This window comes from Diaphorobacter caeni (assembly GCF_015354245.1).
Classification (GTDB): Bacteria; Pseudomonadota; Gammaproteobacteria; order Burkholderiales; family Burkholderiaceae_C; genus Diaphorobacter_A; species Diaphorobacter_A caeni.
The window spans coordinates 25,603-42,228 of sequence record NZ_JADKYZ010000003.1; the positions used below are offsets into that span (position 1 = coordinate 25,603).

Below are 16,626 nucleotides of genomic sequence, written 5' to 3' on the forward strand. Positions count from 1 at the left end.
TGCTGGCCATGTCCGAGCACCAGCACATCCGTGCGGACGGTACGGTCACGTTCCTGCCGCACCGGCTCAACCGCCACCCGGTGGTCGTGCGCGGCCTCACGGCGGACGAGCTGTGGGTCTGCTGCGGCCTGTCCGGCAGCGCCGGCCTGCTGGTCGGCGCGCCGCTGTCATGGGTGTTCCGCACGATTGCGATCGCGCCTACGTTCGTTGTCCTGGGCGTGGCCTTCGGCGTGTTCGTAGGCGGCGGCATTCTGCGCCGGCTCAAGCGCGGTCGCCCCGATACTTGGCTGTATCGCCAGCTTCAGTGGCGCATCGCGACACGCCATCCGCTGATGGCGGGCTGGGTGGGCGGCCATGTGCTGATTTCGCGCTCGGGCTTCTGGACCACACGCAGGGGCACCCGATGAGCCGTTTCAAGAACGAGATCACCCACCTGCAGGCGCACATCAAGACCTTGCGCCTGGGCGCTGGCGCTCTGGTCATCGTCGCGCTGGTGATGGGCGGTGGCTGGTGGAGCGCGCCTCGCGACCTGACGGTCCACGTCCCGCCGGATCTGCGCTCCGGCAGTACCCGCAAGTGGTGGGAGGTACCGCCCGAATCGGTCTATGCCTTCACTTTCTATGTGTTCCAGCAACTCAACCGCTGGCCGACGAATGGCGAGGAGGACTACCCGCGCAACCTGTACGCGCTGTCGGCCTACCTCACGCCGTCCTGCCAAGCCTTCCTGCGGGCTGACTACGACTATCGGCGCAGCACGGGCGAGCTGCGGCAGCGCGTGCGCGGCATCTACGAGATCCCCGGCCGCGGCTACGGTGATGACCCCACCGCGCGCGTGCGTGTGGTGTCCGATCGCGACTGGGTGGTGACGCTGGACATCAGCGCCGATGAGTACTACGGCGCGGAGCAGGTCAAGCGCGCCCTGGTGCGTTACCCAATCAAGGTCACGCGCGTGGACATCGATCCCGCCCGCAACCCGTTCGGCTTGCTGCTGGACTGCTATGAGGGCGCGCCACAGCGCATCGGCTCGCCGGAACCGACACGCCCGGCACCCGGTGGTCTGGCGCCGCAAGCGCCCCAAGGAGAAACCCCATGAAGCACCCTGTACTCGCATTGCTGGGGCTGCTGGTCGTGGTCACAGCACCTGTTGCCCATGCGGTGGAGGTCCTGCGCTGGGAACGCATGCCGCTAGCGGTGCCGCTGAAGGTGGGCCAGGAACGCATCGTGTTCATCGACCGGAACGTCCGCGTGGGCGTGCCTGCCGGCGTGGGCGAACGCCTGCGCGTGCAGAGCGCGGGCGGCGCGGTGTACCTGCGAGCCAGTGAGCCGATCGAACCCACGCGACTGCAACTGCAAGACGCCGACACGGGCGCATTGATCCTGCTGGACATCGCCGCCGAGCCGGCCAGGGACGGCGAAGTCGAGCTGGAGCCGGTGCGTATCGTCGAGGGCAATCGCACCTCGGCACGCTATGGGGATCGGCCGGAAGGTGCCGATGCGGCCCCGACGCGCACCCAGGGGCAGGCGAACGCGCGGGCAGCGCGGCGTGAAACCCCGGTGCCGGTCGTGCTGACGCGCTTCGCCGCGCAGAATCTCTACGCACCGCTGCGCACGGTCGATCCGCTGCCGGGCGTCATGCGGGTCAATCTGCGCCGCGACCTGGACTTGGGCACACTGATGCCGACACTGCCGGTGCGTGCGGTCGCGCTCGCATCGTGGCGGCTGGAAGACCAGTGGGTCACCGCCGTGTGTCTCACCAACGGCAGCAGCGGCTGGATCACCCTCGATCCCCGCGTGCTGCAAGGCGAATTCCTCACGGCCACCTTCCAGCACGAGGCCCTCGGCCCGCGCGGCACGCCCGAGGACACCACTGTCCTGTACCTGGTGACGCGCGGGCGCGGACTCGCACAGTCGCTGCTGCCGGCCATCCACCGCTTCGATCCGGCTGTGCATCTGCCGCATGCGCAATTCGATGTACGGGACAGCGAGGCGGTGGATGGCAAGGAGGCTCGCCATGCGCAGTAACGGACTCCTGAAGTGGCTGATGATCCCCGTGGCCCTGCTGGTGCTGTTCGTCGCCATCCGGCTGTTCTCAGGTGGCAGCACCTCGGCACCACCCGCCGCCGATGCCGGTGCCCAGCTCACGCCCGAGGAGATGAAGGCGCTGGGCATCGAGGGCGATACCCCCCGGGACACGGTGGCGACCCTGGTGGCGCAGGTGAAGCAGTTGCGCACCGAGCTTCAGACCGCGCTCTCGGACAACCGGTCCCAGCGCGAAGAGAACCAGCGCCTGCGCCAGCGCGAGAACGCCATCGACCAGCGCATCAGTTCAGCGCTGGAGTCCGAACGCTCCAACCTGCGCCGCGACCAGCAGCACGTGGCCAGCGAGCGCCAGCAGACCGAAGGGCTGCTGGCCGACCTGCAGCGGCGCCTTGACGGCATCGGCGGTCGCGGCGGCCATGCCGACTTGCCCGTGGGTCTGGGCCTGCGCGACGGCGACGAGGCCGGGATGGAGGGCGGCACGCGTTGGGTCGAGCCGGACGACGCGAAGCCGTCCGATGGGCGCAATGGCAGTCGCGGCACAGGCAGCGGGATGAACTTTCCGACGAGCTTCGGTCCCGCGCAGAGCGCGCTGGAAGCGACGGTGGAAACCGTGGCGAGCACCGGCTCTCGCGCCGCTGGTGTCAAGAGCGCCAAGGCCGTCTATACCGTACCGACCAACTCGACGCTGATGGGGTCGGTCGCGATGACGGCGCTGATCGGCCGCGTGCCGATCGACGGCACGGTGAATGACCCGTATCCGTTTAAGGTGCTGGTCGGCCCCGACAACCTCACCGCGAATGGCATCGACATTCCCGACGTGGCCGGCGCCGTGTTCTCCGGCACCGCCTCGGGCGACTGGACGCTCTCGTGCGTGCGCGGCCAGGTGCGCAGCATCACCTTCGTCTTTCACGACGGCACGATCCGCACCATCCCCGAGGACAGCGAAGGCAACCAGCAGAACAGCCAGCAGCAGAACTCGCACAGTGGGGGCCTGGGCTGGATCAGCGATCCTTACGGCATTCCATGCGTCAGCGGCGAGCGGCGCAGCAATGCCCAGCAGTACCTCGGCTCGCAGGCCCTGATTACGGCGGCCGGTGCCGGTGTGGCATCGCTCATCGAAAGCGACAGCGGGCGCATGTCCTATGTCGGCTCGGACGGCACCATCGGCACCGTGGGCATCAGCGGCCAGGAAGCGGTCGGCCAGATTCTGGCGGGGGGCGTCCGGGACATGTCGAACTGGGTCAACAAGCTCTACGGCCAGGCCTTCGCCGCGGTCTATGTCCAGCCCGGCGCGAAGATCGCCGTCCACCTCGAAAAGCCGCTCGCCATCGACTTCGATCCCGAAGGCCGCAAGGTCGATCACCGCGCAGGAGAAAGCCATGCTCTCGAACTTGACTAACCTGGCCCGTGGCCTGGCGCTGGCCCTCTCCGTCGCGGTGCTTGGCGGCTGCGCCACCAGCAAGGAAAAGCTGCTGACCCACGGGGACCGCACGATGATGGACATCTGGCAGCAGGAGGCCGGCGACGGCGGTGGCGCAGCCGGACGGAATGCCGGCCGCCAACTGCTCGATGCGCGCCAGAGCCTGCGTCGGCCGCTGACCGATGTGGACGTGCAGGCCGCGCCGGCCGAGCAGATGCGCTACACGCGCACCGCCCGCAACGAGGTCCATCGCCAGTTCCAGCGCCTGCCCAATCCCGATCTCGTGATGTACGTGTACCCGCACCTGGCCGGCACCGATCCCGTGCCGGTGCCGGGCTATACGACGGTCTTCCCGCTGTACCAGCGCGTGCAGTACGCGATGCCGGGCGAGCGCGTGGAGGACTACTGATGCGGTGGAAACTTCCCTGGCCGAAGCTGGCCGCATCCGGCGCTGGTGATGATGAGCAGCCGGACGGCTGGCAACGCCACGTCGAGGCCTTGCAGCAGGTCGGCATCCCCGAACCCGGCGCCGCGGTCCAGGGCCGCAGGCCGGCGACCGTGGCCGACGAGCAGGCGCTGTACGACGTCGCCCCGTCCTTCGTGGAACTGCTGCCCTGGGTGGAGTTCATGCCCGAGTCGAAATCGATGCTCCTGGAGGACGGCCAATCGGTGGCGGCGTTCTACGAGCTGGTGCCGCTGGGCACCGAGGGCCGGGAGCCTGGCTGGCTCGCCCATGCCCGCGACGCCCTGGAAAACGCGCTTCAGGACAGTTTCGATGAACTGGATGAGAACCCGTGGGTGCTCCAGCTCTATGCCCAGGACGAACCGAGCTTCGACCAGTACATGCAGACGCTGCGCGACTACGTGCAGCCACGTGCGCGCGGCTCGGCGTTCACCGAGTTTTACCTGCGCTTCTTCGGCCACCACCTGCGCGCTGTGGCCAAGCCCGGTGGCCTGTTCGAGGACACGGTGGTCACGCGGCTGCGCTGGCGCGGCCAGACGCGGCGCGTGCGCATGGTGGTGTACCGCCGCGCGAGCGGTCAGGGACAGGCAAACCGCCGAGGCCAGACACCCGAGCAGATGCTGGGCATCGTTTGCGATCGCCTGTGCGGCGGGCTGGCGAATGCCGGCATCCAGGCCCGGCGCATGGTTGCAGCGGACGTTCACGACTGGCTGCTGCGATGGTTCAACCCGCGCCCCACACTGCTCGGTCCTGGGGCGGAGGACCGGGAGCGATTTTACTCGCTGGCGCGCTACCCGGACGAGAATGAGGCCGGCGAGATCGAGTTGGCGAGCGGGCGGGATTTCAGCCAGCGGCTATTCTTCGGCCAGCCGCGCTCCGACGTAGCGCAAGGGGCCTGGTACTTCGACGGCATGCCGCATCGCGTGCTGATCACCGACCGGCTGCGCATGCCGCCCGGCACCGGGCATCTGACCGGCGAGACCCGCAAGGGCGACGCGATCAACACGCTGTTCGACCAGATGCCCGAGGACACGCTGATGTGCCTCACGATGGTCGCCACGCCGCAGGACGTCCTCGAATCGGACCTCAATCACCTGGCGAGGAAAGCAGTGGGCGAGACGCTGGCGTCGGAGCAGACGCTCAAGGACGTGCACGAGGCGCGCTCGCTGATCGGCAGCGCACACAAGCTCTATCGGGGCACGCTGGCGTTCTACCTGCGCGGGCGCGACGAGGCGGAGCTGGACCGGCGCGGGCTGGATCTCGCGAACGTGATGCTCAACGCCGGGCTGCAGCCGGTGCGCGAGGACGACGAGGTTGCACCGCTCAACAGCTACCTGCGCTGGCTGCCGTGCTGCTACAACCCCGGCAAGGACCGGCGCCGCTGGTACACGCAACTGATGTTCGCCCAGCACGCGGCGAACCTGTCGCCGGTGTGGGGCCGCGCCCAGGGCACGGGGCACCCGGGCATCACGATGTTCAATCGCGGAGGCGGGCCGATCACCTTCGACCCGTTGAACCGGTTGGACAGGCAGATGAATGCCCACCTGTTCCTGTTCGGCCCCACCGGGTCGGGCAAGAGCGCCACGCTCAACAATCTGCTGAACCAGGTCATGGCGATCTACCGACCACGTCTGTTCATCGTGGAGGCAGGCAACAGCTTCGGCTTGTTCAGCGATTTCGCGAAGCGCTTGGGCCTGACCGTGAACCGCGTGAAGCTGGCGCCCGGCTCGGGCGTGACCCTGGCACCGTTCGCCGACGCGCGCAGGCTGATCGAAACGCCGAGCGATGTACAGACGCTCGACGCCGATGCGCTCGACGAAGACCTACCGCCGGATGTCGCAGCTATGGAAGCGGACGAGCAGCGCGACGTGTTGGGCGAACTGGAGATCACCGCGCGACTGATGATCACCGGCGGCGAGGACAAGGAGGAAGCAAGGATGACGCGAGCGGATCGCTCGCTGATCCGCCAGTGCATCCTGGATGCCGCCGAGCACTGCGTGGCCGAGAAGCGCACCGTGCTCACGCGCGATGTGCGCAATGCATTGCGCGCGCGCGGGCAGGACTCGACGCTGCCCGAGATGCGCCGCGTGCGCCTGATGGAGATGGGGGACGCGATGGATATGTTCTGCCAGGGCAGCGATGGCGAGATGTTCGATCGCGACGGCACACCGTGGCCCGAGGCCGACATCACCCTGGTCGATCTGGCGACCTATGCCCGCGAGGGCTACAACGCGCAGCTCTCCATCGCCTACATCAGCCTCATCAGCACGGTGAACAACATCGCCGAACGCGACCAGTACCTGGGCCGTCCGATCATCAACGTGACCGACGAAGGTCACATCATCACCAAGAACCCACTGCTCGCTCCCTATGTCGTGAAAATTACCAAAATGTGGCGCAAATTGGGCGCCTGGTTCTGGCTCGCCACGCAAAACATTGACGATCTGCCGCGCGCCGCGGAGCCCATGCTCAACATGATCGAGTGGTGGATCTGCCTGTCGATGCCGCCGGACGAGGTGGAGAAGATCGCGCGGTTCCGCGAACTCTCGCCTGCGCAGAAGGCGCTGATGCTGTCCGCGCGCAAAGAGGCAGGGAAGTTCACCGAGGGCGTGATTCTGTCCAAGAGCATGGAGGTGCTGTTCCGTGCCGTGCCGCCCAGCCTGTATCTCGCGCTGGCGCAAACCGAGCCCGAGGAGAAGGCTGAGCGCTACCAGCTCATGCAGCAGTTCGGCGTCGGTGAGCTGGAGGCGGCGTTCAAGGTCGCACAAAAGATTGATCAGGCACGGGGCATCGAGTCCCCGGCCCTAGACCTGCCGCAGTAGCAGCCGGAGAACGCCATGGAACAGAAACGTCCCGCCATTCCCATGCAGGTGCAGGCGTTCCGCCGCAAGCGCTCGCGGCCTCTGTGGCCCTGGGTACTGGCCGCTGCGCTGGTTGTGCTGCTGTTGGTTTGGCTCGTGTCGCGCTCGCCCGGAGAGTCGCCGTCGAAGTCTCCCGCACCGGTCAGCATGGCTGAGGTGGCCGGGCCGCCCTGGCAGATGGGCAACCCGGAGAGCCGTTTCGTGCTGACGTTCTACGCGGACCTCGAATGTCCGTTTTGCCGGGACTACTTTCCGCTGCTCAAGCGCTGGGTGGGCGACAACACGGACGTGGCGATGCAATGGCACCACCAGCCGCTGGCCGCGCACGAACCGGCTGCGTCAGCCGGGGCTCGCCTGGCGGAATGCGTCGCCGAAGCAGGCGGGCATGCCGCGTTCTGGCAGTCCATTGAATGGGTCTATGCGCACACGCGCAGCGGAGGCCAGGGCGTGCCCGATGGCCTGCGCTATCCCGGCGCCACGTCAGCCATCGAACAGTGCATCGAGAGCGAGCGGCCGGATGCGTTCGTCCGTGCACAGGCCACAGAAGCCACGAACAGCGGCGTGACCGCCACACCATCGCTGCGTCTGCAGGATCGGCAGACAGGCCGGGCGATCCTGCTGCAGGGGCCGATCGAGGGCGATGCCTTTCTGTCGGCCATGGACATGCTGGCTGCCGAGGAAACGGCCAGCGACGCGGCCATCACGCCCGCCACTCCCACATCCGAAATGCCTGCCGACGTTGTCGGCGACATGCCCAGGTAGCCCTCGGTCTTGGAGGCTACGGCGCGGCTTGCCGCGCTGACCGCTACCCGTTCGCTTCGCATCCCGGCGGCGAACAACCATCGCTGCGCGGTGGTGGATGCAACTTGTTCCGCTGTTTCCATTCGCAGGAGGGCTTGCCCTCCCTGGGTGGCGTCCTCCGTTCACATTTTGGAGGTTCGCCATGTCTCTCATCGTCAATGACTCCTGCGTGGAGCCACATTTTTCCCCATCGTCCCAATCTGATGATTGGATCATCCGGCAAGCCATCGCGCTGCTGGAGCAACGTGTTTTCAAGGCTGGACCGCTTCTTGACCAGCCTCAGGCGGTGAAGGACTACCTCCGCCTGAAACTCGTCGCCGAGCCAAACGAAGTGTTCGCCATTGTGTTCATGGACAGCCAGCACCGGGCCCTGGCCTACGAGCCGATGTTCAAAGGCACGCTCGATTCGACTGCGGTTTATCCGCGTGTTGTCGTGCAGCGGGCATTGGAGTTGAATGCGGGCGCGGTGATTCTTTCGCACCAACACCCCTCGGGATGCACTGAACCGTCGAGCGCAGATCGCGTTCTGACAGACCGACTGAAGGCAGCGTTGGCGCTCATCGACGTACGCGTGTTGGACCACATCATCGTCGGTCAAGGTACGCCGTACTCGTTCGCGGAGTCCGGCGTGCTGTAGCGACGGCATCGGCTCCTTGATCCACGCGGAGGCTTCGACCTCCGCTTTTTCATGAGGGTGAGACAAGCAGGTATGCGGGCAGTCCACGATGCGCATTGTTTGTTGGAATCGCATCGGCTTCGCGTTTGACTATGACCCTGATCCACTTCCGGGGCGCACGTCATGCCAGCATCTTTCTCCAGGTTCGCGTCGGGCTGGCGAACCCTTGGCCTTGCCGTTGCGCTGCTGGCGGCCCTGGCTGTTTTCAGTCCATCCACTTTTGCCGCCGACGTGGTTGTGGTCACCGACAGCCACCATCCGGTCAAGACCATGGGTGGCGAGCGGCTGATCGAGCTGGACGAAGCGCCCCGGCTTGAAGCGGACCTATCTGCGCAACTGCCGGCTGATCCCGAGCAGGCAGCAGCCATCGTCAAGCGCCGGATCAACGACGGCGGCGCGGGTCTACAGCGTCGCATCGCTTCTGCCTACCAGGGTGTCACCGACGCATGGAGTCTGGGGATCACCAGCATCCCGGCGGTCGTGGTGGATCAGCGCTACGTGGTCTATGGCGAGCCGGACGTGGCCCGCGCTGTCGCGCGCATCGAGCAGCATCGGAGGAATCAGCCGTGACCCGTCCCTTCGATCTGATGCGCCGCCTGCGCGTCGCGGTGGCCTCGCTGCTGCTCTTCAGCGCCACAGGAAGTTACGCCATCAATACCGCAACCATTGTCGGCTCGGTGGCGTCGCCCGATTGCCTGGAGTATCGGGTGGTCGGCATCTGCTACTGGCTCTACTGCACCTGGACAGGCTGCACCGTGCGTACATCCGTCAAGGTGCGGCACTACGTACCCGATGCGGTCGTCTCCAGCTACAGCAACACGGGCGAGAACCCGTGGCTGGAAGTGCGTGCCATGAGCATGCCCAACCCATCGGCCCAAGCCGGTGGCGATGGCACCACCAACGAAGACCACGAGAACAATCTCGCCAAGTTCAAGAACGCGGACGTCATCGGCCATCCCGGTGGCGAGGTGTTCAACCAGTTTGCGTCGTCATCGGGCTACTTCTGCGAGGGTGCGGGAACGGCGTTCATGCCGTATCTGCTCAGCACCCTGGATACGCTGGCCTGGCGCTACAACGTGCCCGAGATGGTCTACCCGGAGGCCTTGATCCCCGGCCTGCGCGAGATCGGTGCGCGCACCAGGCTCAACCTGTGGGGGAACGTCTATCCGCGCGGCGGCTTCCTGCACCAGGTTGACGACCACAAGGCTGGCGCGGTCGTGGCACAGCGCGCGGGCGATGTCGTCACGCGACGCGGGCAGATCCATGTCTACCAGCCGCTGCTGGCGAACTCGCGGCCCGGCTACTGGCCTGCCGGTGCGCTGATGGAGGGCGATGCCTCGACCGGCAAGTGGCAAGAACTCACGCCCGTCCTGTCCTCGTCCTGCACGGTATTCCCACGCAGTGGCTTCCTGACGCAGGCCCAGCAAGGCGACTACGCCTGGGCGTTGTGGCGGCCCTATGCGTGTTGCCAACGCCGCGGTCAGGTGTTCCTCGGCAGCGTCGATTTCCAATAGGGGTACAGCGATGAAGCGTCCCGAACTGATGAACCTTCCCAGCAAGGCATGCCGCCTGCTGCGCCCCTCGGTGATGGCCGTCGCGCTTGCTCTGAGCAGCGGGCTTGTGTGGGCACAGCCCAGCTACCAGACCAGCGGCACAGTCCTCGGCGATGAGGTCATGTACTCCATTGGTGGAGGCAGTGCGGTGTCCATGGGGCGTGCGGCCGGCATGCACTCGATTGGTGTCGGCGTAGGCTGGAACAGCAATCTGATCTGCGGCGACATGAGTATCCAGACGACGCTGCGCAACCAGCTCAACGGCATCACGAATGGCTTCCAGCAGATCATGAGCAACGTGATCCAGAGTGCCACCAGTGCCGTGGCGTCGCTGCCTGCGCTGATCATCCAGCGCGCTGATCCGGGCCTGTACAACCTGCTGACCAATGGTGTGCTGCAGGCGCGGCTGGACTTTGATCGCTCGAAGCTAACATGCCGCGCGATGGCCGAAAAGATGGCCGACACGGCGGGTGGCCAGCTTGGCTGGAGCCAGGTGGCCGAAGGCATGGCGCTGCGCGATGCGGTGTTGAGCACGGATGCCGTCTCTGCGATCGAACAGGCCGAAACGCGCCGCGGCAACGACGGCGTGCCCTGGGTGGGCGGCAGCAATGCCGGTGGCGCGGGACAGCCTGCCGTCCGGGTGGTTGGCGACGTGACCCGCGCGGGCTACAACCTGGTCAACGGCCGCGGCGTGACCGACACGTCCGCCATCTCGCCCAACAGTTGCGCGAGCCTGTCCTGCCAGACCTGGACGTCGCCGCAGCAGGCCACTGAATGGGCGACACGGGTGCTTGGGGAACAGGTGCAGCGCACCTGCGATGCCTGCACCAAGACCGAGACGGTGCCCGGCGTCGGACTGACGCCGCTGATCCAGGAAGAGTACGAGACCAAGCTGGAAGCCCTGCAGGAACTGGTTTCGGGGGCGCGCAACACGACGTTCGAGCACTTGCGTGCGGCCGGCAGCACCTCGCTGCCCATCACGCGGGGCGTGATCGAGGCGCTGCGTGACGAACCGGACAAGGAGCTGCTGGCGCGGCGCCTGGCATCGGAGGTGGCGCTGTCGTCGGTGTTGGAGAAGGCGTTGCTGCTCCAGCGCACGCTGCTGACCGGCAAGAAGGAACCCAACGTGGCGGCGAACCAGCTGGCGGTCGCGGCGGTGAACCACGAAAGCGACACGCTCGACCAGGAGATCCGCAACCTCAAGACCGAACTGGAACTGCGCCGCGAGCTGGCGAACAACTCGCCGATGGCCATCATCCAGCGCCACGGCACGCGTGCGGCCGGCTCGCGCGGAATCTACGAAGGTGATCCGGTGCCCGATCGCCTCGACCGGCTCCAGAAGGGCAATCCCGGAGGCACGCCATGAGCCCGATGCGCGCAACCTGGCTGCGTCAGCACGGGTTGTTCAGCCGCCGCGCGGTGAAGGCGCTGCTGTGGACGGTGGCGATCGTCGCTGCGGCCCTGGGTGCCAACATCGCCGGGATCTATCTCGTCGGCAGCGTTGGCGGCTGGGAGCGGTGGCTGATGGCGGCCGCGGGCTACTTTCTGGTGTGGCGGTTGTGCCTGTACGGCGCGACGGCCTATGGCTGGGTCTGGATGCGGCGTCGGCTGCTGGCGCGCGAGGCGCAAAACGGAACAGAGGTTCAGGCACGACGCCGCCTGCTGCGCAGCGAGATCGCCGGCGTCGTCGCCATCGTGGCGCTGGAAGCCAGCCTGCTGATGCAGGGCTGAGGGGAGATTCGGGCCATGACTCTTTTCACCACTGACTACCTGGAGTACTACCTCACCCTCGTGTCCTGGATCGTCCATAACGGCATCTGGGCGGTGCTGGTGTCCAGCGGCGTCTTCGCGCTGCCGTTTGTGGCGATCATCGTGCAGGAATGGCTGAAGGCGCGCGCGGAAGGCGCCGACGAAGGCAACAAGGGCGTGCTCTCGGCAGCGCGCATCGAGAACCGGGTGTTCGTCGCCATCGTGGTGGTGATGTTCGCCGGCATCCCGTTCATCGACGTGGATCTCAACACCATCCGGTACGACAACTCGCGTTCGGCCCAGTGCCAGGTCAGCGTGCCGCAGCCCACGGACACCGGCTGGTCGCAGTCCTTCAGCACCATCAACAACCAGAGTGCCAAGGTGCCGGTCTGGTGGGGTTTCATGCATGCGCTCTCGCGCGCCGTCACGGGGGCCTCGGTGGCCGCGATCCCGTGCGGCACCGACCTGCGGCAGATGCGCATGGAGATCGACGCCACGCGCATCGACGATCCGGTGCTGGCTCAGGATGTGGCGGATTTCTCGCGCGACTGCTACGGGCCGGCGCGCGCCAAACTGTTCATGCAGCGCCCGGACCTCGATGAGACGCAGATGCACGACGTGACCTGGATCGGTTCGCGCTTCTTCACGGACACGGGCGGTTACTACGACACCTACCGCTCCAGCACGCCGCGCGACGACTGGCCCTACGACAGCACCCGCGATGCGGGGCTTGCGCAGGTGGCCAGCGGTGGCGGCTACCCTAACTGCAGGCAGTGGTGGGCCGATGGCAGCAACGGCCTGCGCGCGCGGCTGCTGGGGCAGGTGGACCCGAGCCTGTTGAATCGGCTGGCGGGCTGGGCCGGGTTCCTGAGCCGCGCCGAAGTGGACGATTCCGTGATCCGCGCGATTGCCTCGCCGCGGCAGCAGAAGCTCAACCAGGGTGCGGTCTATACCGACTACGGCGGCCAGATCGACAAGACCTTGCCGAACATCGTGACGCGCGCGGCAGGCGATGTCGGGATGGCCGTGGGGGCGATCGCCGCGTTCCCCGCCATGGACGTCGTGCGCCAGGCGTTGCCCATGGTGCTGGCCTTGCTCAAGATGGCGCTGGTCATCTGCATCCCGCTGGTGCTGGTCGTGGGCACCTATGACCTGAAGACGGTCATCACCGTGAGCGTCGTGCAGTTCGCGCTGTTCTTCGTGGATTTCTGGTTCCAGCTCGCTCGCTGGGTCGACAGCACCATCCTCGATGCGCTCTATGGCTGGGGGTTCGGCTGGAACCGGCCGCACAGCAACTTCGACCCGCTGGTGGGACTGAACAATGCCTTCGGCGACATGCTCCTGAATTTCGTGATGGGGACGATGTTCCTGGTTTTGCCGACGTTTTGGGTCGCAGCCCTGGGATGGGCAGGCGTAAGAGCCGGTGCGCTGGCACAGAATCTGGCGACGGGATCAAAAGAAGCGAAGGACGGTACTTCGTCGGGAGTCAACAAGGTAACGCGGTGACAAGCTCTATGACCGTGGCGGGGGACTGCTCCACCATAAAATCGACAAAACCCCGTAATTTTGATACAAACTCTTGCAGAGATGCCGCAACTGCCTTGTTGGCACTACTACGTGCGCAGGGCTGTCAATAATCAATACGAAGGAAATGACCATGCAATTGATTGAGCTGAATAACAATGTAATGCCGAACGGCGCTTCTAATGAAAATGTCTTGCGTCGGGAGGTTTTGAAACTGAGTGATCTGGATGCTGAAGCGGTGTCCGATCTGTCAGGCATGTTCGGCATGTGGAAAGAGGCCGACCACTGCGACAAGGACTTTAGCTGATCTGCTGCTCGCAATTTCGCATGGATGAATCCCTGCTGCTCGTCTCGGGGCTGCCCAGGGAGACCGAGGGGGAAGCTTTACTCGTCGAGGCCCTGAGCGCTCAGGGCGTCAAGCCTCATCTTAGTCGACTGTCCGATCACGAGCTTGCAACGCGCGATGGTGCTAGCTATCCGGTTGTTGTGCTGCTGTTGCCGATTTTTGGCGACAACGATCTTACGGACAAAGTACACATTCACCTCGCCCGCCTAGCGTCGTGCGATAGTTATCGTGAATGCGCCATTGTGGTGGTCGCGCATGGCGATCGTCATGCATCAGACGAATTCGTCACTCCCGAAACGCCATTCAGCATCAAAGTCAGTCGTCTTTTCAGTGGTGTCGGCATCTTTGAGATGCTGGAGATCAAGCTCGATCGGTTCACCGCTGTCGCCCTGGCTAGCGAGATTTTGAATCTAGCCGATGCGACGAGCTTTAGCGATGTATTCGAATTGAACTGCATTGCCCGCCTCTTGCCGCGAGCGCCCCAGTGGAATGCGCGCAAGCGTATGCTTGACTTCTACGACTCCTGCGCCGGAATCAGCCTTTTGAAGCCTGCCGAGCGTGCAATTCGGAAGCGTATCGCAAGCCATATTCAAGTAATCTCTCCACGCATCCTGAAGATGACTCACGCCGGTCTCGGTGACGACGCGCTAGATGATCTGGGGGATACGCTTCATGCTGAAGTAATCGATCTTGGCAGTAATGCTTTTTCATGGGATGGACTTGTGTCGAAGTTGGACACTTGTCGGTGGCTTGGCTTGGCGGCAAACGGCATCAAGCAGATGCCCCTCACGCAGCTGCCGCGAGGACTAGAGTATCTCTATCTGCAAAAAAATGATCTTCATGAATTTGCAGCGATGCCTGTGGAAGTGGCACGAATTAAGTCGCTCAGCCTTTATCGCAATCGACTGACTACCTTTGATTGGCCCGCAGGGCACTCGGCCCTTTCTCGACTCAACCTTGGTGCGAATCCGCTCGTATCCCTGCCCGAAACGCTAAGTGAGTGTGCCGCACTGGAGTCTCTTGGCTTGGCCAGAACGCAGATCTCGTGTTTGCCTGAGTGGGTCTTTTCCATTCAGAATCTGCGCGAACTAGATATCAGCTACATCGAAGACCGGATTCCGCCAACACAGATCGCGCATCTGCGCGCACGACGTGTATCGTTAATTACACGGCCCGGTTTGGTAATGCCATGAGTGAAGAAACCAATTCCCTCCTTCAGTTCCTGCTGGGCGATATGCCAACGCCACGCTTTTTTAGCGAGGCCTATGGTAAGCGCCCGCTGCATATCACTGGTTCGCCAGACAAGTTTGCGCATCTCTTTGCGCTGAGCGATCTCAATGCCATCCTCAACTTTTCGTCGCTACTGTACCCCCGCGTCCGAGTCACCGATCATCGCAACACGCTCCACAAATATGATCTGATCGACGACAAGGATCGGTACAGCAATAACCTCAACAACGAACTGAATCGGAAGAAGATTCTGCTGGCCATCGCCCGTGGCGGCACCCTCGTATACGATCGCATCCAGGAGTGTCACCCGCCGCTTGAGTCATTTGTCGACCAGCTCAGTGAAGAGACTCAAACCCGCGTAAGCGTCAACGGTTACTACACTGCTCGGCGTACGCAGGGGGTTAACGTTCATTTCGACCGGCACGATGTTTTTGCCATCCAGATCCATGGCAGCAAGCGTTGGTTTTATCGCGAGGACTCGCATGTGCTGTCTCGCTCGATGCGCCACCAGTCTGTACCGCCGGTGGATGAAAATTTCACTGGCTGGCAGTCCGTGCTCTTGAAGCAGGGCGACGTGTTCTATTGCCCGCGGGGGATCTGGCACTTTACGCAGACAGAGGAAAATCATTCCGCCCATCTGGCGCTCGGTTGGTATCCGTTGACGCTCGGGGATTGGATCAAGAAATTAGAGTCGTATCCGGAGATTGGGGAGCTGCTGGAGGAGTATGTGCAGCAACCATGCATGAAAGGCACTTCAATGCAAAACACCACCGCGCTCGACAACCTGATTAATGCGTTGCGTAACGAGGCCAGTCGCCCCTTTCCCCCGCTCACGCGGCCACGACCATATCTCGAGCTGGAATGATGGAGCAGTTCTATTTCGTTATCACGGAACGCTGCAACCTAACGTGTTCGCATTGCATTCGCGACTCATCTCCTTACCGCGACGAAACTGCGGAAACTGGCATGATCAAAAATGCGTTAACGCAGATTGCGCGCAGCCATCCAGAAAGCCTGGTGTTGCTGAGCGGCGGAGAGCCGACGCTGCATCGTCGTTTCCGGGAGCTACTTGATTTCGGGCTGCAACTCGGACTGTCCATTACCATCAATACGAATGGAGTGACCTCGTTCTTCAACGAGCGGACGCTGAAGGAGCTGCCACGACATGCACGTCTATCCGTGCAAGTATCGTTGGATGGCGACGAGGCGATGCATGACGCAATTCGCGGCCCTGACTCCTACCGTAAGGCCGTGCGAACTCTACGAAGACTCGTAGAACATGGCATTCGCTGCAGCGTCTCAACCACGGTCGTGGATGTCGACTTCATGGCACGTGCTGATGCTTTCATCGCCTCGTTGGACGTGCTCGGATTGGCCCATATTGCCATCAAACGGGCGACTTATGCGGGCAGGGCTGCGAGCGGTGTACACATAGATGGGAGAAAGTGGAACGAACATGTCTACCGTTTGCGAGCGCTACCGACGAAGACGCGCCTGAAAATGATGCCAATGTACGACTTTGATCGACTCGATGAGCTTTCAGATGATGTACTGGCCGCGCTTGAATTGCCCCCGTCGGCAACAAATTGCGGGGCAGGTACGGCGAAGGTCTATATCTATACCAACGGAGACGTGTGCTCGTGTACCTGCTTCAAGGATCGGCCGATGGGAAATCTGTATCGATCAGACCTCGACGTAATTCTCACTAAGCCGTCGAGCATTCAGGTCAAGCATCCCGCTTGCAACACTTGTCGCTATTTCAGGCTGTGCCGCGGTGGCTGCTTAGGCAGCGGCTATCAAACTACGGGGATAATCGGAATGCCCGACCCGCGCTGCCCCAAGGTCGCCAGCCCAGACGGGCGTCGCGAAAAAATCATAAATTTACAGCACCTTTAACCAGAACGGGAGCCCACATGTGTTTACTGAAATAGCGCTTAGCTGCAAGGATTTATATGAAACATGT

At 63.7% G+C, this 16,626-nt stretch carries 17 protein-coding genes; all 17 read left to right on the top strand.

Annotated features, from left to right (window positions below; all coding sequences use genetic code 11):
- The first annotated feature begins 8 nt into the window (after positions 1-8).
- The 17 genes from ISG32_RS07880 (at position 9) to ISG32_RS07960 (ending at position 16,559) form a co-directional block, all read left to right on the top strand.
- Complete coding sequence (locus tag ISG32_RS07880; RefSeq protein ID WP_194770492.1) at positions 9-407, top strand: TIGR03750 family conjugal transfer protein; 399 nt, start codon at positions 9-11, stop codon at positions 405-407.
- Entirely contained in the window at positions 404-1,093 is a 690-nt protein-coding gene (locus tag ISG32_RS07885) for a PFL_4703 family integrating conjugative element protein (RefSeq protein ID WP_194770493.1), read from the top strand. Before ISG32_RS07880 ends, ISG32_RS07885 begins: the two co-directional genes overlap by 4 nt.
- Positions 1,090-2,022, top strand: a complete 933-nt coding sequence (locus ISG32_RS07890; protein WP_194770494.1) for a TIGR03749 family integrating conjugative element protein — start codon at positions 1,090-1,092, stop codon at positions 2,020-2,022. The genes ISG32_RS07885 and ISG32_RS07890 overlap by 4 nt, the downstream gene beginning before the upstream one ends.
- Positions 2,012-3,439 (top strand): TIGR03752 family integrating conjugative element protein, encoded by a 1,428-nt coding sequence (locus ISG32_RS07895; RefSeq protein ID WP_194770495.1) that lies wholly within the window; start codon positions 2,012-2,014, stop codon positions 3,437-3,439. The genes ISG32_RS07890 and ISG32_RS07895 overlap by 11 nt, the downstream gene beginning before the upstream one ends.
- Positions 3,420-3,869 (top strand): TIGR03751 family conjugal transfer lipoprotein, encoded by a 450-nt coding sequence (locus ISG32_RS07900; RefSeq protein WP_194770496.1) that lies wholly within the window; start codon positions 3,420-3,422, stop codon positions 3,867-3,869. Before ISG32_RS07895 ends, ISG32_RS07900 begins: the two co-directional genes overlap by 20 nt.
- Positions 3,869-6,745, top strand: coding sequence for a conjugative transfer ATPase (locus tag ISG32_RS07905; protein ID WP_194770497.1), 2,877 nt, complete (start codon positions 3,869-3,871; stop codon positions 6,743-6,745). Before ISG32_RS07900 ends, ISG32_RS07905 begins: the two co-directional genes overlap by 1 nt.
- A gap of 15 nt (positions 6,746-6,760) precedes the next feature.
- Positions 6,761-7,546, top strand: a complete 786-nt coding sequence (locus ISG32_RS07910; RefSeq protein WP_194770498.1) for a DsbA family protein — start codon at positions 6,761-6,763, stop codon at positions 7,544-7,546.
- A gap of 181 nt (positions 7,547-7,727) precedes the next feature.
- Positions 7,728-8,222, top strand: coding sequence for a RadC family protein (radC, locus tag ISG32_RS07915; RefSeq protein ID WP_194770499.1), 495 nt, complete (start codon positions 7,728-7,730; stop codon positions 8,220-8,222).
- Positions 8,223-8,384: 162 nt separating this feature from the next.
- Positions 8,385-8,831, top strand: a complete 447-nt coding sequence (locus tag ISG32_RS07920) for a TIGR03757 family integrating conjugative element protein (RefSeq protein WP_194770500.1) — start codon at positions 8,385-8,387, stop codon at positions 8,829-8,831.
- The gene (locus tag ISG32_RS07925; RefSeq protein ID WP_194770501.1) at positions 8,828-9,775 is read left to right on the top strand and encodes a TIGR03756 family integrating conjugative element protein; all 948 of its coding nucleotides are present in this window, start codon (positions 8,828-8,830) and stop codon (positions 9,773-9,775) included. The genes ISG32_RS07920 and ISG32_RS07925 overlap by 4 nt, the downstream gene beginning before the upstream one ends.
- A gap of 10 nt (positions 9,776-9,785) precedes the next feature.
- Positions 9,786-11,180 carry an integrating conjugative element protein gene (locus ISG32_RS07930; RefSeq protein ID WP_194770502.1) on the top strand — a complete coding sequence of 465 codons (1,395 nt, stop codon included), beginning with the start codon at positions 9,786-9,788 and terminating at the stop codon, positions 11,178-11,180.
- Positions 11,177-11,545 carry a hypothetical protein gene (locus tag ISG32_RS07935; RefSeq protein WP_194770503.1) on the top strand — a complete coding sequence of 123 codons (369 nt, stop codon included), beginning with the start codon at positions 11,177-11,179 and terminating at the stop codon, positions 11,543-11,545. Before ISG32_RS07930 ends, ISG32_RS07935 begins: the two co-directional genes overlap by 4 nt.
- Before the next feature lie 15 nt (positions 11,546-11,560).
- Positions 11,561-13,069 (top strand): conjugal transfer protein TraG N-terminal domain-containing protein, encoded by a 1,509-nt coding sequence (locus ISG32_RS07940; RefSeq protein ID WP_181127536.1) that lies wholly within the window; start codon positions 11,561-11,563, stop codon positions 13,067-13,069.
- Positions 13,070-13,220: 151 nt separating this feature from the next.
- A complete protein-coding gene (locus ISG32_RS07945; RefSeq protein WP_181127537.1) occupies positions 13,221-13,394 on the top strand; it encodes a hypothetical protein in 174 nt (57 codons plus the stop codon).
- A 20-nt stretch (positions 13,395-13,414) separates the two neighbouring features.
- Positions 13,415-14,626 carry a leucine-rich repeat domain-containing protein gene (locus ISG32_RS07950; protein WP_181127538.1) on the top strand — a complete coding sequence of 404 codons (1,212 nt, stop codon included), beginning with the start codon at positions 13,415-13,417 and terminating at the stop codon, positions 14,624-14,626.
- Entirely contained in the window at positions 14,623-15,528 is a 906-nt protein-coding gene (locus tag ISG32_RS07955) for a JmjC domain-containing protein (protein ID WP_181127539.1), read from the top strand. Before ISG32_RS07950 ends, ISG32_RS07955 begins: the two co-directional genes overlap by 4 nt.
- Positions 15,525-16,559 carry a radical SAM/SPASM domain-containing protein gene (locus ISG32_RS07960; protein WP_194770504.1) on the top strand — a complete coding sequence of 345 codons (1,035 nt, stop codon included), beginning with the start codon at positions 15,525-15,527 and terminating at the stop codon, positions 16,557-16,559. The genes ISG32_RS07955 and ISG32_RS07960 overlap by 4 nt, the downstream gene beginning before the upstream one ends.
- The last annotated feature ends 67 nt before the right edge of the window (positions 16,560-16,626 follow it).